General features: G+C 41.2%; 27 protein-coding genes and 1 tRNA gene. 11 read left to right on the top strand and 17 right to left on the bottom strand.

From position 1 onward, the window contains the following. The first annotated feature begins 150 nt into the window (after positions 1 to 150). On the top strand, positions 151 to 1,554 hold the full coding sequence (locus tag CES81_RS08535; protein WP_089121414.1) for a hypothetical protein: 1,404 nt from the start codon (positions 151 to 153) through the stop codon (positions 1,552 to 1,554). Positions 1,555 to 1,918: 364 nt separating this feature from the next. Here the strand turns inward: CES81_RS08535 and CES81_RS08530 are convergent, their stop codons facing one another. Both CES81_RS08530 and CES81_RS08525 read right to left on the bottom strand, forming a co-directional pair. Further along, positions 1,919 to 2,383, bottom strand: coding sequence for an RrF2 family transcriptional regulator (locus CES81_RS08530; protein ID WP_089121413.1), 465 nt, complete (start codon positions 2,381 to 2,383; stop codon positions 1,919 to 1,921). Positions 2,384 to 2,534: 151 nt separating this feature from the next. After that, complete coding sequence (locus tag CES81_RS08525; RefSeq protein ID WP_225356371.1) at positions 2,535 to 3,713, bottom strand: RNA-guided endonuclease InsQ/TnpB family protein; 1,179 nt, start codon at positions 3,711 to 3,713, stop codon at positions 2,535 to 2,537. Between the two features lie 469 nt (positions 3,714 to 4,182). Between CES81_RS08525 and CES81_RS08520 the strand changes: the two genes are divergently transcribed. After that, the gene (locus tag CES81_RS08520; protein ID WP_089121411.1) at positions 4,183 to 5,346 is read left to right on the top strand and encodes an alpha/beta hydrolase; all 1,164 of its coding nucleotides are present in this window, start codon (positions 4,183 to 4,185) and stop codon (positions 5,344 to 5,346) included. Continuing rightward, positions 5,346 to 5,651 carry a YciI family protein gene (locus CES81_RS08515; RefSeq protein ID WP_089121410.1) on the top strand — a complete coding sequence of 102 codons (306 nt, stop codon included), beginning with the start codon at positions 5,346 to 5,348 and terminating at the stop codon, positions 5,649 to 5,651. Before CES81_RS08520 ends, CES81_RS08515 begins: the two co-directional genes overlap by 1 nt. A 90-nt stretch (positions 5,652 to 5,741) precedes the next feature. On the opposite strand, the gene CES81_RS08510 is transcribed toward CES81_RS08515, so the two are convergent. Continuing rightward, positions 5,742 to 6,152, bottom strand: a complete 411-nt coding sequence (locus CES81_RS08510) for a hypothetical protein (RefSeq protein WP_089121409.1) — start codon at positions 6,150 to 6,152, stop codon at positions 5,742 to 5,744. 422 nt (positions 6,153 to 6,574) lie between these two features. Continuing rightward, complete coding sequence (locus CES81_RS08505; protein WP_089121408.1) at positions 6,575 to 6,925, bottom strand: winged helix-turn-helix transcriptional regulator; 351 nt, start codon at positions 6,923 to 6,925, stop codon at positions 6,575 to 6,577. Between the two features lie 140 nt (positions 6,926 to 7,065). On the opposite strand from CES81_RS08505, the gene CES81_RS08500 reads away from it, so the two are divergent. Beyond that, the gene (locus CES81_RS08500) at positions 7,066 to 7,710 is read left to right on the top strand and encodes a nitroreductase (protein WP_089121407.1); all 645 of its coding nucleotides are present in this window, start codon (positions 7,066 to 7,068) and stop codon (positions 7,708 to 7,710) included. A 326-nt stretch (positions 7,711 to 8,036) separates the two neighbouring features. Here CES81_RS08500 and CES81_RS08495 read toward each other — a convergent pair whose 3' ends face one another. The 3 genes from CES81_RS08495 to CES81_RS08485 form a co-directional block, all read right to left on the bottom strand. Then, positions 8,037 to 8,771, bottom strand: coding sequence for a glucose 1-dehydrogenase (locus tag CES81_RS08495; protein WP_089121406.1), 735 nt, complete (start codon positions 8,769 to 8,771; stop codon positions 8,037 to 8,039). Between the two features lie 180 nt (positions 8,772 to 8,951). Then, positions 8,952 to 9,524, bottom strand: a complete 573-nt coding sequence (locus CES81_RS08490) for a TetR/AcrR family transcriptional regulator (protein ID WP_089121405.1) — start codon at positions 9,522 to 9,524, stop codon at positions 8,952 to 8,954. A 386-nt stretch (positions 9,525 to 9,910) separates the two neighbouring features. Continuing rightward, complete coding sequence (locus tag CES81_RS08485; RefSeq protein ID WP_089121404.1) at positions 9,911 to 10,987, bottom strand: hypothetical protein; 1,077 nt, start codon at positions 10,985 to 10,987, stop codon at positions 9,911 to 9,913. Positions 10,988 to 12,174: 1,187 nt separating this feature from the next. On the opposite strand from CES81_RS08485, the gene CES81_RS08475 reads away from it, so the two are divergent. Both CES81_RS08475 and CES81_RS08470 read left to right on the top strand, forming a co-directional pair. Next, positions 12,175 to 12,459, top strand: coding sequence for a hypothetical protein (locus CES81_RS08475; protein ID WP_089121402.1), 285 nt, complete (start codon positions 12,175 to 12,177; stop codon positions 12,457 to 12,459). Further along, a complete protein-coding gene (locus CES81_RS08470; protein ID WP_089121401.1) occupies positions 12,449 to 12,772 on the top strand; it encodes a hypothetical protein in 324 nt (107 codons plus the stop codon). Before CES81_RS08475 ends, CES81_RS08470 begins: the two co-directional genes overlap by 11 nt. Positions 12,773 to 12,936: 164 nt before the next feature. On the opposite strand, the gene CES81_RS08465 is transcribed toward CES81_RS08470, so the two are convergent. From CES81_RS08465 to CES81_RS08430, 8 genes are all read right to left on the bottom strand, one after another. Next, positions 12,937 to 13,122, bottom strand: coding sequence for an AbrB/MazE/SpoVT family DNA-binding domain-containing protein (locus tag CES81_RS08465; protein ID WP_225356370.1), 186 nt, complete (start codon positions 13,120 to 13,122; stop codon positions 12,937 to 12,939). A gap of 479 nt (positions 13,123 to 13,601) precedes the next feature. Beyond that, positions 13,602 to 14,486, bottom strand: coding sequence for a LysR family transcriptional regulator (locus CES81_RS08460; protein ID WP_089121400.1), 885 nt, complete (start codon positions 14,484 to 14,486; stop codon positions 13,602 to 13,604). An 18-nt stretch (positions 14,487 to 14,504) separates the two neighbouring features. Then, positions 14,505 to 15,137, bottom strand: coding sequence for an NAD(P)H-binding protein (locus tag CES81_RS08455; protein WP_089121399.1), 633 nt, complete (start codon positions 15,135 to 15,137; stop codon positions 14,505 to 14,507). 29 nt (positions 15,138 to 15,166) lie between these two features. Continuing rightward, positions 15,167 to 15,487: a carboxymuconolactone decarboxylase family protein gene (locus CES81_RS08450; protein WP_089121398.1), complete on the bottom strand. Its 321-nt coding sequence runs from the start codon at positions 15,485 to 15,487 to the stop codon at positions 15,167 to 15,169. 3 nt (positions 15,488 to 15,490) lie between these two features. Then, a complete protein-coding gene (locus CES81_RS08445; protein WP_089121397.1) occupies positions 15,491 to 15,904 on the bottom strand; it encodes a cupin domain-containing protein in 414 nt (137 codons plus the stop codon). A 313-nt stretch (positions 15,905 to 16,217) separates the two neighbouring features. Beyond that, a complete protein-coding gene (locus CES81_RS08440) occupies positions 16,218 to 17,258 on the bottom strand; it encodes a zinc-dependent alcohol dehydrogenase family protein (protein ID WP_089121396.1) in 1,041 nt (346 codons plus the stop codon). Positions 17,259 to 17,449: 191 nt separating this feature from the next. After that, positions 17,450 to 17,893, bottom strand: a complete 444-nt coding sequence (locus CES81_RS08435) for a MerR family transcriptional regulator (RefSeq protein WP_089121395.1) — start codon at positions 17,891 to 17,893, stop codon at positions 17,450 to 17,452. A 93-nt stretch (positions 17,894 to 17,986) separates the two neighbouring features. Then, on the bottom strand, positions 17,987 to 18,592 hold the full coding sequence (locus tag CES81_RS08430; protein ID WP_089121394.1) for an NAD(P)H-binding protein: 606 nt from the start codon (positions 18,590 to 18,592) through the stop codon (positions 17,987 to 17,989). Positions 18,593 to 18,765: 173 nt separating this feature from the next. On the opposite strand from CES81_RS08430, the gene CES81_RS08425 reads away from it, so the two are divergent. Both CES81_RS08425 and CES81_RS08420 read left to right on the top strand, forming a co-directional pair. After that, positions 18,766 to 19,203: a MarR family winged helix-turn-helix transcriptional regulator gene (locus CES81_RS08425; RefSeq protein ID WP_180949763.1), complete on the top strand. Its 438-nt coding sequence runs from the start codon at positions 18,766 to 18,768 to the stop codon at positions 19,201 to 19,203. Then, complete coding sequence (locus CES81_RS08420) at positions 19,204 to 20,367, top strand: MFS transporter (protein WP_089121392.1); 1,164 nt, start codon at positions 19,204 to 19,206, stop codon at positions 20,365 to 20,367. It begins immediately after the preceding gene. Between the two features lie 190 nt (positions 20,368 to 20,557). On the opposite strand, the gene CES81_RS08415 is transcribed toward CES81_RS08420, so the two are convergent. Both CES81_RS08415 and CES81_RS08410 read right to left on the bottom strand, forming a co-directional pair. Next, positions 20,558 to 20,629 (bottom strand) — tRNA-Arg (locus tag CES81_RS08415). A 44-nt stretch (positions 20,630 to 20,673) separates the two neighbouring features. Further along, the gene (locus CES81_RS08410) at positions 20,674 to 21,000 is read right to left on the bottom strand and encodes an FIG domain-containing protein (protein WP_089088424.1); all 327 of its coding nucleotides are present in this window, start codon (positions 20,998 to 21,000) and stop codon (positions 20,674 to 20,676) included. 322 nt (positions 21,001 to 21,322) lie between these two features. Here CES81_RS08410 and CES81_RS08405 point away from each other — a divergent pair, with 322 nt between their 5' ends. From CES81_RS08405 to CES81_RS08395, 3 genes are all read left to right on the top strand, one after another. Continuing rightward, the gene (locus tag CES81_RS08405; RefSeq protein WP_089088425.1) at positions 21,323 to 21,820 is read left to right on the top strand and encodes a MarR family winged helix-turn-helix transcriptional regulator; all 498 of its coding nucleotides are present in this window, start codon (positions 21,323 to 21,325) and stop codon (positions 21,818 to 21,820) included. Between the two features lie 162 nt (positions 21,821 to 21,982). Beyond that, entirely contained in the window at positions 21,983 to 22,624 is a 642-nt protein-coding gene (locus CES81_RS08400; RefSeq protein WP_089121391.1) for an NAD(P)H-hydrate epimerase, read from the top strand. Between the two features lie 253 nt (positions 22,625 to 22,877). Further along, positions 22,878 to 25,217, top strand: a complete 2,340-nt coding sequence (locus tag CES81_RS08395; protein ID WP_089121390.1) for a nitric-oxide reductase large subunit — start codon at positions 22,878 to 22,880, stop codon at positions 25,215 to 25,217. Positions 25,218 to 25,348: the final 131 nt, after the last annotated feature.

Here is a 25,348-nt window from a genome sequence, read left to right as displayed (position 1 = left end):
TATCCAGTCAACTCCTCGTCGCATATAGCTAAGAAGACGCATCAAAAAGTTACTTAATCAGTTTTATTACCCCTATCTACAAAATCTTCTAGCTAATTAAGGCAAGTCAGGTTATATTATTAATACTACATATTTTATTAGGGAGAAATTATGAATAAATCTGTTGTCACTATCGCCACCGCTACTAGTTTTATGTTAATGGGAGGACTTGCACAGGCCAGTATTAGAAAAACAAGTGTCAAACCTGCCAAATTAACCAGCAAAAGTACGTTTGTAAAGGGAACTGCAACAAAATCAGCTACCATCAGATTGAGTCATAATCACACCACCTACGCCTACGGAAAAGCAACTAACAAGGGTAAATTCAGTTTAAAGTTAAAGCATAAGCTCCATAATAGTTGGAAATATCGTTTAACCATCTCTAAAAAGGGATACAAAACAACGACAGCGTATTTAAAAATTTCAGCTACAAAGCCCGCCAGCTCAAAGAATACAGATTCATCAGCTGTGACTAGTTCAACCGCAGTTCGCACAGCTTCTAATGCTTCATCCGCTAATTCAAGCACTAATTCAACTAAACCAGCGCAGTCAACTACCACAAGCAGTGCAACTGCAAGTACGCCAGCTACTTCGGCAACATCAGCGACAAGTGCAACTGAAAAAGCCGATTTAGCGTTAGCTGATCAATATAAAGCTAAAGCATTGGAACTGAGTCAGCAGGCTTCAAACCAAAGTAATCAAACATCTACCATCTATCAAATTCTTAATGCTACCGTACATTCCGCAGACTACTATGCAAAACTCGACTCACAAATTAATGACTACCAGCAAAAAATCAAAGCACTTTCAGCAAAGTCTCATGACACTACGAGTAATGACTACCAATCATTGGCTTATCACTTAACTAACTTACAAACTGAAAAAGCGCGTGCTCAAAAAAATGATGAGTATCCTAAAGAAATTAACACACTGGATAAATCTAAGGTAGCCGCTTATAAAGATAAATTTCATCAATCACAAGATCATAGAAATACGGATTCTGATGAAGACTCCTACAATGATCCAAGTGAAGCTGACTATTTTTGGACATTAGCCGGAAAACTTTATAACAAATATCATCTTGAAATGGATACTGACTGGGAAGATGGGCCATATACAAAATCAACCAACACTAAGGATGAAATTTTTAAAACTCTCGTTGCGGATATTAACAACACCAAGGTTGAAAAACCGGCTGTTGATCCAGAAGTACAAAAACAAGAACAACAGAGATTACAAGATCAGAAAAAGCTACAGGAGCAGTATGATAAGGACTATGCTTCAGCACTAACATTAGTTAGTCAATATAATCAAAACTCCAAAAAGGAAAACTCCCTGTATTCAGAAATAAATCAAATGTCAAACAATATTAATGAATTTACATCAAGATCATCGGCTGATGATAGTAAGAGCGACATCTACACACAATGGATAAAAGAAGAACAAGATGCTTTAGATGCATTAAAAAAGAAAAATCCAAATTATGAAAATACCAGCATGGCCTTTCTCAACTAAATGATTATAAAGAAGACCTGGAGCGTGCCGTTCAAGATGATGCTGATTATAAACAAGCCGTCGCAGCTATAAACGGTGATTTTGTAGGCTATCAGGCTCAATATGATGCTTTACAGAAAAAAGACGATGCGTTAAGAGACACCGACAATAGCTACGCCACCCAATTACAACAGCTTCAAGATAAATACCGTTCTACTGGACTCCCAGATGGCGCTTACAACTCCAAAAACATTTTTGACCTATCTTTCGGCAATTAAACTAATGGCAAAAAATAGTACTAATGATTTCTCATCAACACTAAATACCATATAACCATCAAAAACGAGCTACTTCAACTGAGTAGCCCGTTTTTTTGATGGCTGCGTTACTTATCAGTAAGTGCTTGCCAGTCTACGTATGTAGAAGTCTCGTCACTAAGCAGATCCGCGATGGATAATTGCGCCAGCGTTTCCTTATATTTAGTTTCCGCGCGTTCAAACTGCAGTTTAACCTGGTCAAATTTTTGGTCAAACGCTGCCTGGTCAAGTCGAAGTACCTGATTGCGCAGGTTATTCCACGAAGCAAACGACTCGTCACCTTCAATGGCGGTAAAAATATCCAGCAGCGAAATTTCACTCGTCGGCCGTGCCAAGGTGATACCACCGGTTTTGCTGGCGTCAGTAGCGACGATGCCGGCCACCGCCAGCTGACGGGTAATTTTATGCAAATAAGAATCAGATACCTGTAAAATTTGGCTCAGCAGTTTACTCTTCAGTGGCTGATGATCCTTTTGCCGTGCCAAGATCACCACGACGTAGATTCCTTGCTCCACCCCAACTTTAAATTTCATACTATCCCTGCTACTGATAACTTATAAAAAGTTATAGATTATTCTTGCTTCTCCCTATCCTGCTTCGCAAGAAGCTCGCTAATACAGTTGATATGATAGTCCACAAGCGTTAATTCCCGGCTAGCCACCGGTACATACTTTGAAGCCTATGCTAATAAGCTAATTCAAAGTTTTCAGTATCCCTGATATTCAGGGCCGCATTTATATCACGATCCTTGGTATAGTTGCAGTTTGAGCATTCATAAACCCGATCCTTGAGTTTTAAATCAACTTTTTTATGGCCACATTGATGGCATAACTTAGAAGTTGGTTCAAACCGGCCAGTTAGGTGCACCGGAATGTCAAATTGCTGGCATTTAGTAGCTAATTTGTTTCTAAAATTATAGAATCCCTGGTGACTAATGGCTTTAGCTAAATACCGGTTTTTCATCATACCTTTAACATTCAGGTCTTCTAAGGCTACCCATTGTGGCTTGGTTCTCACCACAGTGGCAATAATCTTATTTTGATAATCAGACTGAATGTTAGTTAATTGTTGATACAAGCGTTGCACCTTCCGCTGAGTTTTGGCTAGATTTAAATCAGTAGCAGACTTTCCTTCTTTCTGTCTTCTAGCTTTCAGTGCTTGATACTGGCGGGACATTTTCCTTTGCAGCCTTCGCAGGCGTTTTCTGATGCTTCTTACCCGACTGCTTTTATTCTGATTATGATACAACGTGCCATCATTTAGAATGGCAAACTCTTTAAGACCAAGGTCAATGCCGACGGGCTCACCGGTCAGTTCTGACTTTGGCAGCTCGGCCTGTTCCACTAAACAGGTCAGGTAATACCGACCAGCCTTAAATTTAATCCGACCTTGTTTAATCACAAAATGCTCGGCATCGGTGGGGATATAACCAAATTCTTTCAAACGTACCCAGCCTAGCTTGGGTAACTTGATTCGGTGGCGCTGACAAGGAATAATTTGTGCTTTGCTGTTCTTAACAAAGTAGTAACTACCCTGACCGCGTTTGAAGGAACGCCAATGCGGGAAACCGCCCAATTTCTTAAAGAACCGTTTCATGGCAGTATCCGCATCAATAAAGGCCTGTTTGACCGATTTGGCATATAAATCCTTGATCCACGTGTCATCAGGATTAGCTTCAAGATATTCATAGTTAAACCACTTGCTGAACTCATAGGCGCCCATATAGTGATAACCGCATTCATAACGCTGCCGATTGATATCCAAAAACAGGTTATAAGCCCAACGACTACCACTGATGTGGGAATCAATCTGCCAAGCCTGCTTTTCAGTCGGCTTAATTTCTATTTTGTAGGTGAGTAACATCAGTTATTCCGCCTTATTGAATTTAATCACCAGGGTGTGGTGTCCCTCATATTATACAGAAAGGATTTATCCCAAAAAGCCTTTTAATGAAATTCATATAAATCACTACATATAAGCTATCAACTAAAGCGGAGAATTTAACGCTTAACTTTTAATCTTATTAGATTAATTACCAGGCTTATAAGAATACATAATCATATAGAATCACCACTTTGCAAAGATTTATATACTTTTACAACAATACAGTTACTGTTCACACCTCCTGCGGCCTGTCAGCCAGTCAAAATAATCTGTAAACCTACTTTAAAACTAGTCTTGCCTAGGTGCAAATAGCACCGTCAAACCGGAAAAGCTGATTTATTGTAATTCACCAAATTCTTTTCAAACAGTTGACTTTCTCGAAGCAAGTTGTAAAATAGCTTTAATTCCTTGGACAATATATATCCATAGATAAAAGGAGACCTAAAATATGACAGACGACACAACAATTGTTAATAAAAAAGTATCAGAACTAGCACGTTTGACACCCCAACTCAGCCGAGCAATCACTAACACCGGTAAAGAACTGAACGACAACGCCATCATCGGCGACCGTCAGTGGGCAATGAACACCCTGGCAATGCTGATTGGCATGGGCGATATGGACGGCCAACTTCAAGTTTACGTCAAAGCTGCTCAGCAAGCCGGCGCAACGGACGATGAAATTCAAGATGTGATCAATTTAGCCAGCATTTATGCCGGCAATCCCCGTGCTGTTAACGCCGCTCGGGTAATTGCACCTTACCTGCAAAGTGAACAGCAACGCTTACGGCCAAACGTCACTGAAGAATTGGTAAACGTCGGCGACCATGAAACGATGGTCTGGGACAACCACGGTGACGGCTTCCCTATCGTCTTGATTCACTGCCTGGCACTGGATCACCGTACTTGGCGTGAAGTTTACCCGCAACTGGCCAAAACCGGCGCCCGGGTCATCGCGTATGATATCCGTGGTCATGGCCGTGCCCGTAATGCACCAGTGACGACGAGTCTGGATCAGTTGGCCGACGATTTGCACAATCTCTTGAGTAAACTGGGTATCAAAAAAGCAGATATTTATGGTGCTTCATACGGTGGTGCCATTGCACAAGCTTTGGTTACCGACTATCCTGAAGACGTACGTTCATTAGCTCTGGTTGCCACTGGTCTTAAAGGTTTCCCAGTGCTGGCTGCCCGTGCTGATGCTGCCGAAAAAGAGGGTATGGAAGCACAAGTTGCCGTATCCTTGATTCGCTGGTTCACACCTGAAACCATTGCCCGTAATCCTTGGGAAGTCCGCTATGGCCGCGAGTGCGTCCGTCATATGAGCGTGGCCAACTGGGCCGCAGCTTGGCGTGCAATGGCCGCAGGCGACGCAACGGAAACCGCACCGAACATCAAAGTGCCAGTATTAGCTTTAGGCGGTAAACAGGATGCTTCTGCGATTCCGGCCATCATGCAGCAGATGGCCAACGCCTATCCAAATTCCAAGTTAGTCACCTTGGACCCTGGTACCCACATGATGCCGATGGAACAGCCACAGGCCGTCTCTGATGCGTTAGCCGCATTTTATCAATCAGTTGACACCCAAACTTTTAAAAAGGATGAAAAATAGTGACCAAAAAACAATACTTTGTGGTGACTTACACCCATGATAATATGGTTGGCTGGACCAAGTACGTCCTAGCCCACGTCAAATATCTCAAGGAACAAATTAAAATTGGCAATCTAGTAGTCTCCGGTCCCAGTCAGGGTGACCATAAGCGCCAGGCAATTCTGATTTTCCACGTTGCCGACCGCGATACTTTGATGACCGTTATCAAGCAGGATCCCTACTATATCCATGATTTGGTGACCTCAATGACCATCACCCCATGGAAGCCGCAGTTTGGCGACTTGGATGAAAGCAGCTTTGAATAGATTCACTAATTTCTGAATACGATTCTGACACATAAAACGCCTCCCTAGTACAGTACTAGGAGGCGTTTTATGTATCAGAATTTGTTTACCTTAAGCCTTATTGTGGTCTGGGTAAAGGATACTATCCTTAAAAATACCATCCCCCCAAATTTCAGATTCGCTAAGGGTCGTTTCAATGCGTTCGATTGGCTGACCATTGACCAGGATCATGGCACATTGATAACCAGCAAAGGGTTGGTAAAGTGGCATAATGATCGTTTCGTTTTTCAACGCGGATTCAATATCGTCAGTGGTGAAGGCAACGTGTGGTTCAGTTTGAATATGAGCATCCAACGTACATTTTGGACCAAAAGCATGTAACTCTACTGGAATCGTGAGCGGATTAACTTCATCCAGCGAATACATATCCCAAAGCGGACTATATTTTGTTGCCGGATTATCCTTGATTTGTGTTAAGGGCACCGGGCGGCCAATATGATGGAATTTTAAGTTTGAGTTCAAAAAGAAGCCTCCATTATTTAATATCTTTAATTTATCACTATTGATAAATAATTAAATTGCACTCTTTTTAAGCATAAATTATTTTTGGCTAAATTGGAAAACTTGATTATCTTTGTCAATTTCACCGATAGGAAATTGACCGTGATTTATGAAGGCTTGACGATTTCTAAGTCAATCACGGACTTTTCTCATCCCGATTCTGATCTTCTACAGAACGAAAAACTTTAACGTTCCATGAAGCATTTGGCTTATTATCTTCCTGTAAAGTAATGAAACAATCAAAAGAATTTGACTTGAACGTGCCGTCTCCTGCTAACCGAAAAGATTCGAGATAACTGAAGTTTAGTATACTTTTCGGTTAAAAAGTACTTTAACGGTGGTTTTGTAGCACAGAAAATATATATAAACATAAAAGCGCCATCCTATTTTGCATGCGCCTTCGCTAACGCATTGTATTTATCTCCCCATTCCGACATCGCCGTAATAACGGGTACGAGCGATTGACCAAATGTCGTTGCAGAATAATCGGTGACCATCGGAACGGTTTCGTAAACATGTTTTTCTACAAGTCCATCTTGCTCTAATTCATTTAACTGGCGTGCCAGCATACGCGGCGTACAGCTAGGAATTTTAGCGTTAAGCTGACCAAATCGTTGGGTCGAATTGTTGAGCAGGTGATACATGATCACCGATTTCCACTTTCCTGAAATAAACTGCACAGTGTTTTCCACTGAACAGCCAGTCTGACGGTTATAAATTTCTCGCTTTTTCATTAAAATATAGCCTCCCTACTACTGACAAAAAGTACAGTATTGTCGAGTTCATATATCAACTGTATCATCTAGATAAAGCATGTGAAAGAAATTTTATTTAGTTAACTTTCGTCGGAAATTACTAATTTGGAGGGAAAATAATGAATAATAACAGTGCATTAGTTAAACGTCACGCTGTCCGCGCATTTGAAGATAAAGTCGTGGCTCTCGACGTACTTAAAGACATCGTGAAAGAAGCTGGCTTGGCGCCATCTTGGGGAAATTCTCAACCGTGGAAAGCCTATTTAGCAATTGGGCAGACAGTAAAAAACATTCGGGAAACTCATTTCAACTCAGCTACCAATCATGTTAAGGGCTCTCCAGAGGTTATCCCGCCGAAAGATTGGTCGGACTACGCAAAGAATAATATGAAACAAACAACGGCTAAAAACGATCAATTCCTCGGCGACGACGGCAATCAGGATTACAGTAATTTCAATGCCAAACTCTTTAACGCACCAGCCATCGTCTACATCACGATTCCAAAGAGTTCGTCCGCCTATTCTACCTATGATGCTGGCGCTTTTGGCTACGGCTTAACCTTATCAGCTTATGAACACGGTCTGGCTGCCATGACGGCGTATGAGTTGATTCGCTATCCAAAAGAAATACGAGATGCATTCACTATCCCTGAGGATGAAGTACTGATGATGGGAGTCGCCATCGGCTATCCTCAAGATAAGAAACTGAACCAGCTGCATACTGATCGCAATGACTTGGAGAAATTTTTGAGTATTGAAGACTAAGGTTAACCAGTGTTATCAAAAGCTTTATATTGTTTGACAAATACCCTCAGAGTTGAAAATAACTCTGGGGGTATTTTATGACTAAAGTTTTAATAGATACACAACACAATGCTAACCAAAATTAAATCAATAACCAAATCTCCCGAAATAGTCTTTCTTTGAACAGTTAGATCATATTATGAAACTACCTAATTGTATAACTCCATAAAGTACTGAAACACTATTTAACCTTTCGTATTTAACACTATCCGAATATCGAAAACACAGCCACAAGAGAATGTGACTGTGCTTTCGAAGCATTCTATAAAATCATTTTAAACGGCTCTTTATTGAGCAGTTGCCCCGCCATCAAGCACGAATTCAGATCCCGTTGAGAATCTTGAATCATCAGATGCTAGGAACAGCACCATATTGGCAACTTCTTCTGGTTCAGCAACCCGCTGTAAAGGCGTTTTAGCAATGCCTTCTTTAAGGACTTTAGCAACTTTAGGATCGTCAAGCATTGGTGTTCTAACGGCGCCAGGGTGAACGGAATTAACGCGGATGTTGTAATGGCCGAGCTCAACCGCAGCAGCCTTTGTCATCCCACGAACCGCAAATTTAGTATCCGTGTAGACCGGAAGAGCACCAACTAAGCCGGCCATTGAGGAAATATTGATAATACTACCGCCGTGTTCTTTCATTTCAGCAGCTGCGTACTTCATTCCCAAGAACGTCCCCAACTGATTGACTTTAACGATCTTTAAATACTCATCGGCAGTAACATCAAACATGTTCTTGAAGTTATCAATACCAGCATTGTTCACTAAGATATCGAGTCGACCAAAATGATCAAGTGTCGTTTTAATGACCTTTTCCCAATCGTCCTCACTGCTGACATCGTGCTGAACGAAGATTGCGTTGTCGCCAAGTTCATCAGCTAATTTTTGACCCTCGGTTACTTTATGATCAGTAGTGATTACAACTTTGGCACCTTCATCAATAAAAAGCTTTGCATCTGCAGCCCCCATACCTTGAACGCCACCTGTGATAATACCTACTTTCCCAGTTAATTTACCCATATCATCAAATTCCTGTCCGTGTAAACCATTTCTATATTTTTATATATAACAACCAACACGGTCAGCCTTACTTTGGTGGCTCCCTCATTGATTGACACTATTGTATGATATGGTGAATGCAAAAAAATAGCCTTGTTCATTGTCAGATGATACCAATATGTCAGTTTTCAATAATTTGAATTACAAATCGGCAAAAATTTTAGCTGGTACAGGTAGCATTTTCTGATAGATGTCAATCCACTGACTGCGACTTAGCTCAGGATGTGTACTCAACACATCAGCAAAGCCAATATAGATCCGTGCCAATAGGTCAATCATCACGCCCTTCAAAGGCGCATTACTTCCCTCAATGGTAGTGACTCGACTGATGTCGCGGCTAAGATAGGCGCTGATTTCCTCCTCTGCGCGAGCCCAGCGCACCATCTCCATCAGCGGGCGGTTAGCTAACAACAAATCAACTATGAGTTGGGCGCCTGCTTCATCAGGATCAGCAGCCTGATCCGCTTTTTGAAGCGACTGATTGAGTACTTGAGCAACTGCGACCTCGATAATTTCACTGATGCTGTCGCAGTGTTGGTAGTAGGTTTGGCGGGCCAACTTGGCTGTTCGGCAAAGGGCGCTGACGCTGACTTTGGTAAAATTATCTCCAGCTTCGAAATACTGCTTCAAGGTTGCGAACAATTTATCCTGAGTGGCTTGCAATCGCTTGTCAGGTGCTTGGTAGTAGGCAACTGGAATGTGGACTTTTTTCATGAAACATTCTCCTTTGGCAAACTTAACGGCTTACTTAGTTTTATGTTTATTATAAAACGTAATCCAAAACTTTTTATTGCATTTTTACACCAAATAAAAAACAGAATGCCGACATATCAGCATCCTACTCAATTATACGAAACAATAATCACTACTATTGCGCCCCCCCGATGACTCTACCCAGAAAAAATAAGGTTTATCAGGATTAGTATAAATTAGTAAATCGTTGCAACAATCGAATTTACTCAGTAATTATGCAATAACATTTACACTTTGTGAGAGATTAAAAAAAGTCCTCATACGAGAACGCTTAAAATAACTCTAAGTTTCTGAATACGAATTAAATCAAAAAAGAGTAGCATTTAGCTACCCTACAGCTTTTTCAATTAATTGTCTTCCCAGCTTATGCCCGTACTGCCCCACGCTTTAGTTCCCTCTTTAACCCATTTACCATCTTGCAGCTCGTAATCTGTATAACCATCGTGATTATATTGTTGCCAATCTGCACCATCAGAACTAATACTTGCACCTAATTTAGAATCCGTTGGTGCCACATTAGACTGATAGGTTATACCGCCTAAACTTGCATATCCTATTTGAAACGCTTGTGGCGTTGCATCATCTACATTAATTAATGTCACATCACTAGCAGAAACGTAGCCTTTAGTACCGTTATACTCGCATGGATACATATTATTAATTCGATTGTCCGCATACAATTTAATAGTATAATCTGTCACTTTATAGTTTGTTGCCACCCTTGAAAGATCAATTCCTTTATTATTTGCTAAATCATTAGCCACTTGGTTATCTTTATAAATTGAAAAACTAGGACTAGTTGAGAATACATAATAATTACCTGATGTGCCACTCCACGGATTGCTGAGTGCATCCTTATTTGAATCATTGCCACTATTACTTACGCTTGTCCTATTTTGTAAATTTTTCAACTGATCTTGTAATGTATTGATTTGACCTTGTAATGCAGAATTATCTGATGATGTACTAGTTGAATTACTCGTTGTAAAATGGCTTGTTAATTGATTTTTTAAATCATTGACTTGTTGTTGTAAATTAGTAATTTGTTGCTGCTGAACTGTATTCTGCGTCCTTGTAGGTTTTTTAACAGATACCTTAGCTAAATATCCGTTCCATATCCAGCCTGTAACCTTGCCACTCTTAACACGATAATATACAGCCTTTTTACCGTTGGCTTTTCTCATAATAGCTTCTTTAGACACCACAAATTTTACTTTTGAATAATTTTTGACGCTATGTAGCTTGTGCTTTAAAGTGGCATCCTTGTACAAATAACCTTTAGAACCCTTAACTACCGTGTATTGAGTAGCTTTCAAGTTCTTGTACTGTACCTTTGTTGAAGCCTGTGCTGTTTGAGTACCACTAAAAGCCCCTAAACATGTAACTGATAACCCTAAAATCGCTGTTTTACCTAAAAAATTCAATTCCTCTATCCTCATTATCTTTAAGATGAGTTTAATTATACCTGATAATGCGTCAACTAATAGCTATTTTTAGAAAGTAATTTTACATAATTGGTTTTTCAGTATTTTCTCACTTATATTCACACTTTAATATAATCAAAAGCGCCTTAACAACGGCCTTTAATGCCTATCGAAAAGACGTAATAATAAAAACTTCATTTGATTTGGAATTTAAGTATCTAATTGTATTTTTCACTGTTTTAAAGATAATTAAAGACAATCATCTAAAGCCTGCTATAACTCCACATGGCTTGCGTGCACCTATGGCAACTACATTAAGTGAAAGTGGCTTACCCTAAAAAGTTACTACTATGTATAGTGCTAGATGATACTGAAGCAGTTATTCTAAAATACTATATTCAACAGAATAAAGAAATGCGCCAGAAATCCGCAAAAACATTAAAACTATCACGAACTTTACCGCACAAAATTCACACACCTTCCACACAATATATATGTAAAAAGGCCCTAAATTACACCAGAACAAAAAAATAAAACGCTGATATATCAACGTTTTATCCAATCGTATTAAGTTATAAAACATCTATTGCGCCCCCCGAGGGCAAGGCCCCGATTCTCATAGGTTAAAGATAGTTATCATAAGCGTTGATTTAACAGCATTCCTCAGCGGTTATTAATCATAGATGCTCACTGTTTATAAACTAAATGTCACCAATTGTGTCACCAGTGTCACCAAAATTGTCACCAAAAATAAATATGCGAGGGGCAGATGGGTATTCGTTCTTAACGGATGCCCTTTTAATTTGATCACTAAAATGACAATCAACAATCAAGCCCCAAACCACTATACAGCATTACCCCTTACTTATATCGTTCATAATACTCCAAACTATTATCAAACCACTTAATCAACTCCTGTATTTCCTGCTGCTTTTCATCTCCCACTGTAACCATCCGTTCTCCTTCAACGGTACTAAATGTCAATCTCACATTAAATCAAAAAGCGACCAAGAGCATTAAGCAATGCTGTCAGTCGCTGAACGTGTGCTTTGAAAAGCAGCACCCTATTAAACTTAATAATAACTATTCGTAATAAATAATAGCTTGATTTTACATTCAGAATGATTGAAATATAGCATGTATTAAGTCATAATAAAGACAAGATAAAGGCAAAGGAGTGACATTATATGGAAACTTACACGCCAACAAATTTTCGCAAGTATCAACATACTATTTTTGAAAATTTAGACAAAACAAAGAAACCAATCGAGATTACAACTTCCAGAACTAAAGAGAACGGTGCAAATAAAGGATATGTTTTAATGACAAAAGATGTATACCAACAGTTGATCGCACTGCAATCTGAACAAGTACGACAAGCAGAAGCAGATATACGTCATTATGCTTTGAGCCATGATCCAAAGACTCCAGAAAACGAATCTGAAATGGAAGAGTGGTTAAATGCAGACTAATGATGTGGTTTCTCAATATGTGTATTTCACACAGCAAAGCGGTGGGAAGACTAGACCCTTACTGGTTGTAGCAACGAATTCGGATAAGTACCTTGTATATAAGATAACGTCTAAGTATGAAAACAAACCAGAAGCAATCAAAGACCGTTATTTCCCGATCGAAGACTGGGAAGCTGCTGGACTTAATAAACCTTCCTATGTCGATACTTATAGCGGTACGATGTGGTTGCCAACTGCTAGGATGAACAAGAAAATTGGTCATTTAACAGATAACGACATATTACGCTTTCAACAATTCCTTAATCAAATCTGACGGAATTATATGTAGCATTAACATTCTTTTTGGATGTAAACCTGCACCCCTAAAGTTGGAAATCATCGGGGATGCAGGTTTTTTTGACCCTTCTTTTTAATTAAAAATTGTTATTCTCTACCTCATCGCCCCACTCAACCTCTGGGGTACTCAGATTACCAAATTTACTTGCCTGGTTGTTTACTGTCCCCCATAAATCGGATGATTTTCGTGCCATTGCAACCTTCTAAATGCCATTCAATTGTGTCGTTATTCTGAAGATTCATATGATTCCTTACTTGCTTGGAAATGGTAACACGATTATCACTGCCAATTTTGGAAATAAGCCCGCCAGCTTTATCGATTTTCATTAGCCATCCTCCATAAAGTATCTAAGCTGATAATAATCGGATTTAACTGTTTAATCAAAAACTAAAGCCCCCTACACTATGGGCGACTTTGAGGCATATAAAAAATGACGGGGCAGAAGGTACGCTCAGTTTTTGGAAGAATTGGTTCCAACCAACATTGATTAATGATCATAACATGTGGACTAGTACCGCACACTATCTGAATGATTGATGCCTCAAACAAAGTAAAAACCGCCAATAAGCGGATGCTCCGGTTGGTAATATTGACGATGTGTGACAGTGGTGACACCTTATTACGAAAACTCATTTATTTTCTATTGAATATCTTCTTGATAATTAATCACCAATTTACTGCAAAAAGATGTCACTCCCGTCACTGAATTACTTTATCGGCAAATCCTTTTAGGTTAAAAATAACACTGATAAGCGTTAATCTATCAACTTTAATCAATAATTCATTTTCAATGAGTTCGTATCTATTACTCATCACTTAGATTCCGGAATCGATTTATAAACGCTACCGTGACAGGCATCTGTAAACGATGTTTACGCCACACTAGTACCGTGTGAGTTTGGACTCTAGGTGAAAATGGAACAAACCGCACACCGGTGTTGTCATTTGAATTAATAACCCCTTCAATAGTTAACGCTGCGCCAGTACCTTGTTGAACAAGTGGCAGAACGTTAAAGATTAAATTGAAATGTCCGATTACATTAAGCTGATTGAAGTCAGAATCCGTCCATCCTGCAAACAGTTTTTGAACAGCTTTACGACTGGAAATTAACAGCGGTATTTCTGACAACTGATTAGGCTCAATTACTGGAGCGTGGGCTAATGGATTATCAACACTGATAACTAGGCCCCAGCGCTCAGTATGCGCAAGTGTAATATGCTCATATTTATCGGTATTTACAGGTTCCAGCAGCAAAGCTAAATCTATTAGCCCCTTGTCCAAACGATCAAAAAGATCATCACTGGTTCCAGTGAATAAGTCAAATGTCACAGAAGGATATTTTGCTGTAAATGTTGCAAGTTCATTTGCCAGCATATGACTGCTGTCAGCTTCCACAGCACCTATATTGATATTGCCACTAAATAACTCACGTCGCTGATCAATAAAAGACTGTTCTGTCTGCTGTGTCAGCTTTAAAATTTCCTGTGCACGATCTTTAAGATAAAGTCCTGCCTGTGTCAACGTTAATCCTCGATTGGTTCGTGTAAATAAAGGCAGACCAAGCTCGTCTTCTAGCCCTTTAATTTGTCGAGACAATGTAGGTTGTGTGAGATGCAGCCGATTTGCAGCCTGTGAAAAGGAGCCAGCTGCATCAACTGCCAAAAAATACTCTAAAAGTCTAAGTTCCATAATACCGCCTCTAATACGTTAATAGGGCCGATCACCATCAGTACCAGGTTGATCAATTCCAAGACTACTATAGCGATGAATGTCTGGATTGGCAATTGTTTTAACAATTAGGTCTGCGATACTAGCACGCGAGACAGTCGTACCTTTGAACGGCGTCCCCTTTTCAGCTAACTCGTAATCAACCTCAGTATCATTGGTCATGTAGGCAGCGCGAATGATGGTATAATCAATCGTACTATTCTCAATTAACTTGGCTGCTCGACGGGTATCGTCCATGACATCGCTACCAATCGATTCCTCGACCCAGCGTCCAAATTCACCTGGAACTTCATGATACAGTCCTAGTCCAGTGACGTATATTAATCGTTGAACGTTGGCCTGGGTCATTGCCTTAACAATATTTGCAGCCATGGGTTCAAATCGACCACCGAGATTCGCGTATACGATATCTTGACCCATCATCGCCTGATACAAAGCCTGATAATCGTTAACATCTGCTTCAATCACGTTTTCTCTACGTGGGTTGATGGGACCAAGTCGCTTTGCATGTCGTAAATATAAAGTTAACTGTGCTTTGGTTTCTAACAGCAGTCGCTGATGAACAAGTTTTGCAATCTGACCATTAGCACCAAGAATTAACACATTGGTCATTTTCTCTACCTCCGGTGATTCTCCATTAATTAATTTGCATAAATTTCTTTAGCTATAGAAAAAGCTGACCAAGCTTTGGGCCACCCCGCATAAAAACTAAGATGCGTAATCAAAGCAACCATTTCTGTCTTGGTCACGCCGTTATTCTTAGCAATCTGCATATGAGACTTCAGCTGTGGAAACAGTCCTTGCGCCATCAAAGCCGAGCAGGTGATCATACTTCGATCACGAGCAGACAGTTCATCCTCTTTGGCCCACACTTCACCGAACAAAACATCATCATTCAAAGCGGCGAACTGTGGTGCAAATTTGCCTAGGTTGTCACGACCTGCTGTTTGTTTTTTTACCATAATCTAATCCTCCAATGCGTTATATTGTGCTTCTGAAACAGGTTCAAGCCATTCTGGTGTTCCAGCAGTTATTGCGATATGTGAGAACCAGCTATCTTTAGTCGCACCATGCCAGTGCTTAACCCCATCGTAAGTCACTACCACGTCGCCAGCATGAAGCTTACGTACAGAATGACCAGACTCTTGGTACCACCCTGCACCGCCTGTAACCAGTAATAGCTGAAATCCATCGTGATGAATATGCCAGTTATTACGGCATCCCGGTTCAAAAGTAACATTGCCAACACTGACACTGATAGCTGGATCCTTAATCAAGTTATTCAGGTAACTCTGACCCACAAAGTACTTGGCATACGCATCGTTTTTATCACCCATATCAAAGATACCATGGGTTACTGTTTGTTTATTATTCGTCATATTAGTCTTCCTTCCGTATAAAATGTTCTAAGTATTTGAATACAAGCATTATTCTAGGTTCTGTTTACCTATACGTCCAATGCTTAATTGCTCCAGCTGGTATGCCTTATAGTCATACCTGATTGCAACGAACTCGACTTATAGTTCGCTTATCGTCTAAAATCATGAAATGCTCACTGTTCATATATGAGAAAAAACCGTCCTCATGTTAAAGGACGGTTTTTGCAATTATACCGATAATTGGAGGGACAAAAGTTTGTTGTTTGCTATGAATTAGCTTTCCCCAAATTATTATTTCAATTATTTGATTCTCCTATTTGCTAACAATCAACAATGATTTGATGGCTTCACGTTTATCCATTGCATCATATGCAGCTTGGATATCCGCTAAATCATACCGCTGGGTAAAGACCTTTCCTGGATGGATTTCACCCTTCAGTACAGCGTCTAGCAAAACCGTCCGATCGTACGTTGTTACTGAAGCAATACCACCACGCAGCCCAATGTTACGCCAGAAGAGATCATTGGTGTTCATCTCCGGTTTTTGAGGCACGCCAACTCGACCAACAATCGCTCCTGGTCGGGCAACTTTAACCGCAGTGTCTACTGACTGCTCCGTACCAACACATTCCAAAACGGCATCAGCACCATTCCCGTGGGTTAAAGCGAGCACTGCTTTTACCGCATCGCCGCCACGTTCTGCCACAATATCCGTTGCACCAAATTCACGTGCCAAAGCCTGTCGGTCTTCGTGGCGGCTCATGGCAATAGTACGTTTGGCGCCCCTCAGCTTGGCGGCAATCACACCGCATAGCCCAACTGCACCATCGCCCATAACAACCACGGTATCACCCTGGCTGACCTCGGCACTGGCGGCAGCATGATAACCAGTTGCCATAACATCCGCCAATGCCAGCAGATCATTCAACTGTTCATCCGTGTAATCAGCAGGTTTGCCAGGAATCTTGATCAATGACCAGTCCGCGCTAGTGAACCGCACGTATTCCCCTTGGAAACCACTGCTGCCACGCTCAGCAACATTCAAACAGTTGCCTTCAAAACCGGCTTTGCAGGCAGCACAGTGCCCACAGCCATGTGTGAAAGGTAAAATTACAAAATCACCTGGTTGAACATGGGTGACCTCTTTACCAACACTTTCCACAACACCAATGGCTTCGTGTCCCACGACCGTATTAGCATCACGGTGTGAAATGCCACGGAACCACCAAAGATCGGAGCCACATACACATGCACGAAGAATTTTAATGATGGCATCACCCGGTTGTTGAATGGTTGGTTTAGCAAAGTCCTGTAATTCTACTCGACCTGGTTTAATAAATACTGCTGTTTTCATAATTACCCTCCTAGATATTTGATAACAAGAGTGCCTCTAATGCTTGTTTTTTTGATTGAATTCAGTCTACAACCTTGCAGTAACTTCAAGGCAAGCGGAATCAACAACCTTTTTTTAAAAAATCGAGTAGACCCAAGATTCCTGGATTCGGAATCATGAACCTACTCAATTGAGTATTGGTTGCAAAGTTATTAGTACTTAAACTCATCGTCAGTGGCATTACTTTCATTGTCTACCTGAGCTGCATGTTGCCGTTCAATTTCACGTAATTCTTCCTCAGTAGTTTCCATATGATCATAGAAATGGTCTAATTTGTATTTTAGATGATCAATTGCCGACTGGAGATCATCGCGCTTTTCTTCCATTTCGGCTAATTGCGTCTTCAATAACGCAATCTGCTCTTTAGTATTATCTTCCTGCGCATCAAACAACTGGATATACCGCCGTAAATTTTCAATCGTCATACCAGCAGCGCGCATCTGAGTAGCAAACCGGATTCTTCTCAAGATACGGTCATCGATGTCCCGATTTCCGTTTTCCGTACGGTCAATGGACGGAATCAAGCCCTCTTTTTCGTAGTAGCGAATGGCAGCGGAAGAAACACCGGTCCTTTCGCTGGCTTCTTTAATATTCATTTTGGATCCCCCTTTATTATCGAATTAGTATTGTGGTCACCCTGTCTTTACCGATTACTTTACTGCATTTTTCTTCAATCTACAAAATCGACTTTACCGTCGATTAATTCCCAGGCTATCTCTGGAACCTAACTGATCATCATGTGCCAGTTTAACCACTAAGTCAGCAATACTTTTGATTGAAACGTCGTGACCACCAAATGGTTCACCCTTCTTGGTCACTTGATAATCAGTGTCATCGCCATTATCAAACCAGCCGGGGCGAATTGTGGTGTAATTTAAATCCGATTCAGAAATAATATCTGCTGCTTGCCGATACCCCTTTAGCATGGGGTTACTTTGCAGGTTTCCTTGTGCACCGATATTGACTGGAATTTCATTGTAAATCCCCATTGATGTAATGAATAACAGCCGAGAAATTCCTACCTGATCCATACCCGAGACAATCGCGCTAGCCATTGCAGGTAAGTCACCACTCAAAGCAGCGAAGACGACATCTTGACCCTTCAGCGCTGATTGCAAAAATGCGCGATCGGTAACGCTGCCTTCAACTACTTTTTCACGGATTGCATCCAGCGTACCTAACCTACTAGTATTTCGTGCCATTAAAGTTAATTGATCATCAGTGTGGTCCAAGAAATACCGTCGTGTCACACTACCAACTGAACCGGTGGCACCAATAATTAAGACATTTACCAAAGCAATTTCCTCCATTTATTCGTAGTATTTTGAAGTTTACAACCTTCAAGTTACTTCAAGGCAAGACATTTTGCGGAAAATAATTTAACGATAGCAGACAATGACTACCACTTAGACTTTGATATTCTTGACAATTTATACAGCTAACTGTATAAATGATTGGGAGGTGTCTCATGTATTTTAATCAAGAGTTTGTGGTCGCAAGACGCGTCTTAGAACTTGCTAACACGTTAATCAATAACCGTAACCGCCACATTCGTGACCTGCATATCACAACAGATCAAGCGGATGCGTTAATTTATTATCATGATTTTCCAGACCAAACAATTTCAGATTTGAAAAACTTCCAGCATATTCGACATCAGAGTGCACAAGTAATTACTCAGAAGTTGGTGGATAAGGGGTTGGTTACACTTATCAAGAATCCTAATGATCGTCGTGCTAAGCTGGTAGTATTAACTGATGCTGGCAACATGATGCGCCTACATCTGAAAAATAACGGCTCCCGCACAGGTGAACAATTGCTTAATGGTTTTTCTGACAATGAAAAGCAACAATTTCTTACCCTACTAGAAAAATCTATCTCAAATTTGAACCGAGGTAACAAATGAATGAAGGAACACGTTTATAACCGAAATATTATTCTCATACTAGCCGCCAGCTTTTTTTATATGTCTAGTCCTATGCTAATCAATCCGCTGATTGCAGGCTTTTCAAAAAACCTTGGTAGCTCAACGATGTTTGCTGGAATTGTGGCAGGTTTAATGAATATTACATCACTATTCCTGCGTCCTATTGCTGGTAACTTAGTCGACCATCACTCCAAGTATTTACTCTCATCGTTTGGCGGTATATTTTTATTGATTGCCTCCATTGGTTACATCATTGCCGTCAATCCTTTCTGGCTATTAATTATCCGAATTATCAACGGTTTAGGCTACGTCTTGTGCACTGTCTGCATGGCAACATGGATGGCTAGTTTACTTCCTCGGAAAAGAATTGGTTCTGGAATGGGGATTTATGGCTTGATGAATGCTTTAGGTATGGCAATGGCACCGGCTTTGGGAATATACCTTTATCAAGAATTCGGCTATCGTCGTGCATTCATCGCATCGGCAATTTCTAGCGCACTGATGATCCTCCTCGTTCAATTGGTTACAGATCGTGGATACCCAATGAAGGTATCTAATCGTCAACATAGCACTAAGAAATTCCAAATTGTACAAGTTAAGGTCTTACCAATCGCCATGATTCTCATGCTTTTTGCTTTGCCATATTTCGCGACTCAGGCCTATATTGTGAGTTATGTCGCATCAATTCATTCCACAGTCGCAGTTGGTAGCTTTTTCCCAATTTATGCTGTGCTACTGCTGATTCTCCGAATGTCGATGAAAAATTTGTTTGACACCATTCCGTTTGGGAAATTTCTATACATTAGTTTATTCAGCACCTTTATCGGCCTTTTGGCACTATCACACCTGACAAATAACCTGATGATGTTTATAGCAGCGTTGGGCTTAGCTGGGGGATACGGGTTGATGTTTTCAATTTGTCAATCAACATCTTTATTAATCGTACCGCGCAATGAACAAGGTTTGGCGAATAGTACTTTTTACATTGGTATGGATCTTGGAATGTCAATGGGTCCAATTATTGGCGGCGTAATCAAAAGTGTACTACGCACCACTTGGTTCTATCCTGCAATGATGTTAACCCTGCCAATCATATGGCTCATCTATTACTTAAATAGACGAGAATTAAATTCAGTCGTTTAAGCTAGTAATCATTACACGGCAACAAATTTAATTACTTGGGGCTATAACCAAACGATCTGTGGCTTTCTTAAGCTTTAAAAATTTACCGAAAAATATTCGGTAAATATAGCAAACTGTGGACAGCAAAAAAGACTAAATGCTGATATATCAGCATCTAGCCTCAACTATAAACAACCGCAAACACCTATATTGCGCCCCCCGAGAGTCGAACTCGGATCATGAGGACCGAAATCTCATGTGCTATCCATTACACTAAGGGCGCCCGACATAAACTATGATAGCGGTGTTAGCAGATGATTTCAAGCACTAACGCATGCCGGCGATCTTAGTTGCTGCTTCTTGTAAATATAGGAAGCAGCCGTCGTTGCTCGCCTTAAAATCGCTAACGAATGAATCTGTCTGCGGCTTTACCGTATCGATCGGCTGTTTCATGATATCAATAACTTCAATGTTATCACCCTGCCACTTGGCAGAATCATAGTGACCTTCCTCGGCAAACTCTAAGTATGCTTGAAACGAGGCGAGCACCGTATTCTTAATAACATCAGCTTCTGTAACTGCTTCACCGTTAGCCTTTCGGCGGGCAACTTCTTTTTCAACTTCCGCCATGGTTTCTGGGACATCAATTTCCATGAGTGATTCCTCTTTCTGTCGTAGTCTTCAACACATTTTAGCATTTTGCATGACAAAAAACCTGTTAAATTTTTCTGAAGAATGGTTTGAATTCAACTATCTTAACAGTCATTGATATCAAAGGAAAGTGTTGGTTGTTATTAAATGACAAAAAAGAACGCACCCACTCCGACATGCCCCATTCTATCGCGACACAGCGGTTCATCCCGACAAAATACCAGAAATGAAAAAATTCTTAAAATTGACTAGGTAAAGCTATTCAAATTATATAAAGACAGTTATACTTTAATAGTCAAATGTTAAGTAACCGAGGTGAAAGTTTGTGGTAGAAAACATTAAAAAGGACTATTTAACCGTCTCAACTTATAACGCCATCCTTCATCGTCAGCTTCAACGTGATATGAACCAGCTACTGATCAAAGATAAGCTCCCCGTCAACATTACCGAAATGTATCTGATGGTACTTATTTTGGAGAGCCAACCGATCAGTCAGCGTCGGGCATCCACCACGTTAGCTGTTGATGAAGGCCTCATGACGCGAATGGTAAAGCACCTAACCGCGCTGGGCCTGATCCACAAAGAATCAGCCGCTAGCGATAAGCGTGTCAAAGAGCTGACGCTGACAGAAGATGGCGAAAAGCTGCTGGATTATGGTTTATCAAAAGTTAACGCGTGGTGGGAATCAATCGAACCCGATTTGAAAGAGATCGACATCAACAATCTTGGACGTGAACTCTTTGATATTTCAAAAGTTGTTTTGTCTGACCGGCATCAAACACCTTTGAACAATGGCCAAGTTGATAAAGAACTCGAAAAGTAATGAGACTATTGAAACAAACTATAAAACCCAAAATTCGGTAACGGTGAGCTAACAAACCGTTACCGAATTTTTTTGCCTGCTGATCTCGCTGAGTTATCCCTAGCATTTTCAGTGCTAAACGACTAGGCTAGATTTGAATAAACTTAGTAAGGAGTGGTTGATTTGGCAAAAACAGTAAGTATTGCCCAAGCACGTCAGGGCGATTCACATACAATTCAAGAAATCGGTATCCCCTCATTAGTACTGATGGAGCGGGCCGCGTTAGGTGCGACAAGTCGTATCCTCAACGGCGGCTTTGACCTGGCGAACGTTTTGGTCTTTGCCGGTACGGGCAACAATGGTGGTGACGGTCTGGCAATCGCGCGAATGCTGCACGTCCGGGACGTCAAAGTCACCGTCATGCTGACTGGTTCGGAAGACCGCACTTCCACCGAAACGGCACAGCAACTGAAAATCTTGCACTACTACAAGATTCCAGTGATTCCGGCAAGTACCGATTTAACGGGTTACACAACGATCGTGGATGCCATCTTTGGAATCGGTTTGGATCGGCCGGTTGAAGGTAAATTTGCTGACTGGATCAACGCCATCAATGCTTCAGCCGCAAAAGTCTATAGCGTGGATGTCCCATCCGGACTGAACGCCGATACGGGTGAACCGCAAGGCGCCACAGTAAAGGCCGACGCTACCAGTTCATTTGCCTACGCTAAGAACGGTTTCGTTACTGAACAGGGTCAGCAGTACACCGGTAAATTATACGTTGAAGACATTGGCGTGTACCTTGATGACCATTATGAAGCTTAACTCGTCTATTAAAGCAAACTAAAATTAGTGCTGATATCAATCGATGAAAATCGACTGATATCAGCACTAATTTTAGTTTGTTTTGCTACATTTAAAACCTAATTGGGTTCAGGATCCTCAGCCTTTATTCCAATAATATATTAAATAAAATGCATTTTTTATATTAAAACATATTTACAAAAATAATTTAATGGATTATATTGAGAGCGGTTACATCTCCAATCAAAATTCTGAAGAAAAGGGGGTAGGTTCTATGACAGCTAGAAAACCGTTCCATCGTTTAACAACGGTTTTGGTCAGCATTTTGGTTGTCGTTTTTTCAATCTTATTACTTGGAGGCTGGTTGATTTTTAAAAACGAGGCACCACGACCATCAAGAATTGTTAACCAACAAGGAACCACCTTAATGACAAAGTCTCAACTCATCAGCGGTCAAGCCGTTTATGAACGCTATGGTCTGACGGATTATGGCACTTATTTAGGCAATGGGTCGTATTTAGGCCCCGATTATACTGCGGAAGCACTCCATCATTACCTTCAGGGAATGGATAAGTACTACGCACAAAAGTTGTATCAAAAGGATTTTAGTGATTTGACCACGGTTCAAAAAACTGGCATTAAGGGTCAAGTCAAGAAGGAAATCCGGGTCAATCGGTATTCAAATGAGAATCATGAACTGACTTTGACGGCTGGTCAAACGGCTGGCTTTAAGTATTTATTGAGCTATTATCGCAAAGATTTTATTAATAATCCTAAGCAAGCCGGTCTGCCAGAGAACATGATCAAGAAACAGGAAACCGATAATTTTATGACTAAAGGCAATAAAGTCAATCAGTTAGCTGGTTTCTTTTTCTGGGGAGCCTGGTTATCTTCAACTAATCGCCCGGGACGCAATTTCTCATATACCAATAACTGGCCGTATGATCTAGATGCTGGGAATGTGATGCCAGCAGAGGCCATGCTTTGGACGGCCATTTCAGTAGCTGTGTTGGTTGCTGGTGTCGGCATCATTATTTACTTCCAACGGCGTTATCAATTTGATATGCAGTCCACTTATGATGGCAAAGCTAAAGATATGCCAATCGTTGATCCAGACCGACCAATCACCAGCAGTCAGCGCAAAACCGCAAAATTCTTTGTGATCGTCATGCTGCTCTTTTTGGTTCAAATCATGCTGGGTGAACTGATGGCCCATTATTACGTGGAAAACGAGTTCTTTGGGATCCCGTTGCAAAATATCTGGCCGTTCAACTTAGCAAAGACTTGGCATCTACAACTGGCAATTTTCTGGATCGCTACGACCTGGCTCGCAACGGGTGTCTACATTGTGCCCCGAGTATATGGCCGCGAGCCGAAGCATCAAGGAGCCTTAGTTGATACCCTGTTTGGGGCGTTACTGATCGTTGTCGCCGGTAGTATGCTAGGCGAATGGGGCGACGTTCTCGGACTGATCAAAAAGCAGTGGTGGCTGTTTGGTCACTTTGGCTGGGAGTACCTTGAACTTGGTAAGTTCTGGCAGTGGCTGTTCATCACAGGCATGCTGTTATGGATCGTGATTCTTTGGCGCGGATTTATTCCGGCCATGAGACGAAAGGGTAAGGGTGTCAGCTCCAACCGAACCCGGTTGGTAGCCATGTTATTCTTTGGCTCCGTGGCGATTCCTGCATTTTACTTGGCATCGTTATTTATCATGCCAAATTCACACGTCACCTTCGCCGACTATTGGCGCTGGTGGATCGTTCATTTGTGGGTTGAAGGCATTTTCGAATCGTTTGCTGTCATCCTGATCGGCTATTTGATGGTCGATATGAAGTTAACGACTGCACGGTCGACTGTTCGGGCACTCTATTTCCAAATTATTTTACTGTTGGGCACTGGTGTTGTGGGAATGGGACACCATTACTTCTGGGAAGGCGATCATTCCATCTGGCTAGCACTTGGCGCATGTTTCTCTGCGCTTGAAGTCGTTCCCCTCTGTCTACTGGTCTGGGAAGCTTATACGCAATACCGAATTTACCGAGATAGTCTGGTTGAATTTCCGTATAAGGGAACCTTTATGTTCTTAGTTTCCACAGGGATTTGGAATGCCGTGGGCGCCGGTGCGCTTGGGTTCTTGATCAATGCACCCGCAATCAACTACTTTGAACACGGCACGCAGTGGACGGCCGCACACGCCCACGGCTCAATGGCCGGTGTATATGGCTTATTCTCCATTGCAATCATGCTTTACGTCATGCGAAATATTTCCAAGAAATCATTTTGGACAGCCAAAGTTGAAAAATGGATCAAATGGGCTTGCATTGCGTTGAACGTCGGCTTAGCTGGAATGGTCTTCGCCACATTAATGCCCGTTGGCTACATTCAGTTAAAAGACGCCTTAACTAACGGCTACTGGCACGCTCGATTGACCAGTTTCTATCACCAACCATTGGTTTCTGCCCTAATGTGGGGAAGGATGCCATGGGATTTGATCTTCACAGCGGGAGTCGTTATCTTACTCGTTGTGATTACCAGGGCGTTCTTTAATTTGAAACCCGCTGAAAATAAGAAAATGGCTAAGGATCACGAAACCTTTGATGAACAAGGAGATTAATGGTTCTTGTGCCATCCACGTGTAGGCTGAGTTGCAAAACTCGGTAGATTTCTGAATGTAACGCAAAAGATGCCAACTCTGCACTTGGCCCTGTCAAGTTGACAAATGAAATAATATAAAGTTTTGTGTAT

It is taken from the genome of Secundilactobacillus pentosiphilus, assembly GCF_002217985.1.
GTDB lineage: Bacteria > Bacillota > Bacilli > Lactobacillales > Lactobacillaceae > Secundilactobacillus > Secundilactobacillus pentosiphilus.
Note: the sequence above shows the minus strand (reverse complement) of the source record. Positions and strands in the feature narration are given on the sequence as shown.

Bases quoted from the DNA above. Each gene is read 5' to 3' on its own strand.
- CES81_RS08535 (WP_089121414.1), top strand. From the start codon at position 151: ATGAATAAATCTGTTGTCACTATCGCCACCGCTACTAGTTTTATGTTA.
- CES81_RS08530 (WP_089121413.1), bottom strand. From the start codon at position 2,383: ATGAAATTTAAAGTTGGGGTGGAGCAAGGAATCTACGTCGTGGTGATC.
- CES81_RS08525 (WP_225356371.1), bottom strand. From the start codon at position 3,713: ATGTTACTCACCTACAAAATAGAAATTAAGCCGACTGAAAAGCAGGCT.
- CES81_RS08520 (WP_089121411.1), top strand. From the start codon at position 4,183: ATGACAGACGACACAACAATTGTTAATAAAAAAGTATCAGAACTAGCA.
- CES81_RS08505 (WP_089121408.1), bottom strand. From the start codon at position 6,925: ATGAAAAAGCGAGAAATTTATAACCGTCAGACTGGCTGTTCAGTGGAA.
- CES81_RS08500 (WP_089121407.1), top strand. From the start codon at position 7,066: ATGAATAATAACAGTGCATTAGTTAAACGTCACGCTGTCCGCGCATTT.
- CES81_RS08495 (WP_089121406.1), bottom strand. From the start codon at position 8,771: ATGGGTAAATTAACTGGGAAAGTAGGTATTATCACAGGTGGCGTTCAA.
- CES81_RS08490 (WP_089121405.1), bottom strand. From the start codon at position 9,524: ATGAAAAAAGTCCACATTCCAGTTGCCTACTACCAAGCACCTGACAAG.
- CES81_RS08475 (WP_089121402.1), top strand. From the start codon at position 12,175: ATGGAAACTTACACGCCAACAAATTTTCGCAAGTATCAACATACTATT.
- CES81_RS08470 (WP_089121401.1), top strand. From the start codon at position 12,449: ATGCAGACTAATGATGTGGTTTCTCAATATGTGTATTTCACACAGCAA.
- CES81_RS08465 (WP_225356370.1), bottom strand. From the start codon at position 13,122: ATGAAAATCGATAAAGCTGGCGGGCTTATTTCCAAAATTGGCAGTGAT.
- CES81_RS08460 (WP_089121400.1), bottom strand. From the start codon at position 14,486: ATGGAACTTAGACTTTTAGAGTATTTTTTGGCAGTTGATGCAGCTGGC.
- CES81_RS08455 (WP_089121399.1), bottom strand. From the start codon at position 15,137: ATGACCAATGTGTTAATTCTTGGTGCTAATGGTCAGATTGCAAAACTT.
- CES81_RS08450 (WP_089121398.1), bottom strand. From the start codon at position 15,487: ATGGTAAAAAAACAAACAGCAGGTCGTGACAACCTAGGCAAATTTGCA.
- CES81_RS08445 (WP_089121397.1), bottom strand. From the start codon at position 15,904: ATGACGAATAATAAACAAACAGTAACCCATGGTATCTTTGATATGGGT.
- CES81_RS08440 (WP_089121396.1), bottom strand. From the start codon at position 17,258: ATGAAAACAGCAGTATTTATTAAACCAGGTCGAGTAGAATTACAGGAC.
- CES81_RS08435 (WP_089121395.1), bottom strand. From the start codon at position 17,893: ATGAATATTAAAGAAGCCAGCGAAAGGACCGGTGTTTCTTCCGCTGCC.
- CES81_RS08425 (WP_180949763.1), top strand. From the start codon at position 18,766: ATGTATTTTAATCAAGAGTTTGTGGTCGCAAGACGCGTCTTAGAACTT.
- CES81_RS08420 (WP_089121392.1), top strand. From the start codon at position 19,204: ATGAAGGAACACGTTTATAACCGAAATATTATTCTCATACTAGCCGCC.
- CES81_RS08410 (WP_089088424.1), bottom strand. From the start codon at position 21,000: ATGGAAATTGATGTCCCAGAAACCATGGCGGAAGTTGAAAAAGAAGTT.
- CES81_RS08395 (WP_089121390.1), top strand. From the start codon at position 22,878: ATGACAGCTAGAAAACCGTTCCATCGTTTAACAACGGTTTTGGTCAGC.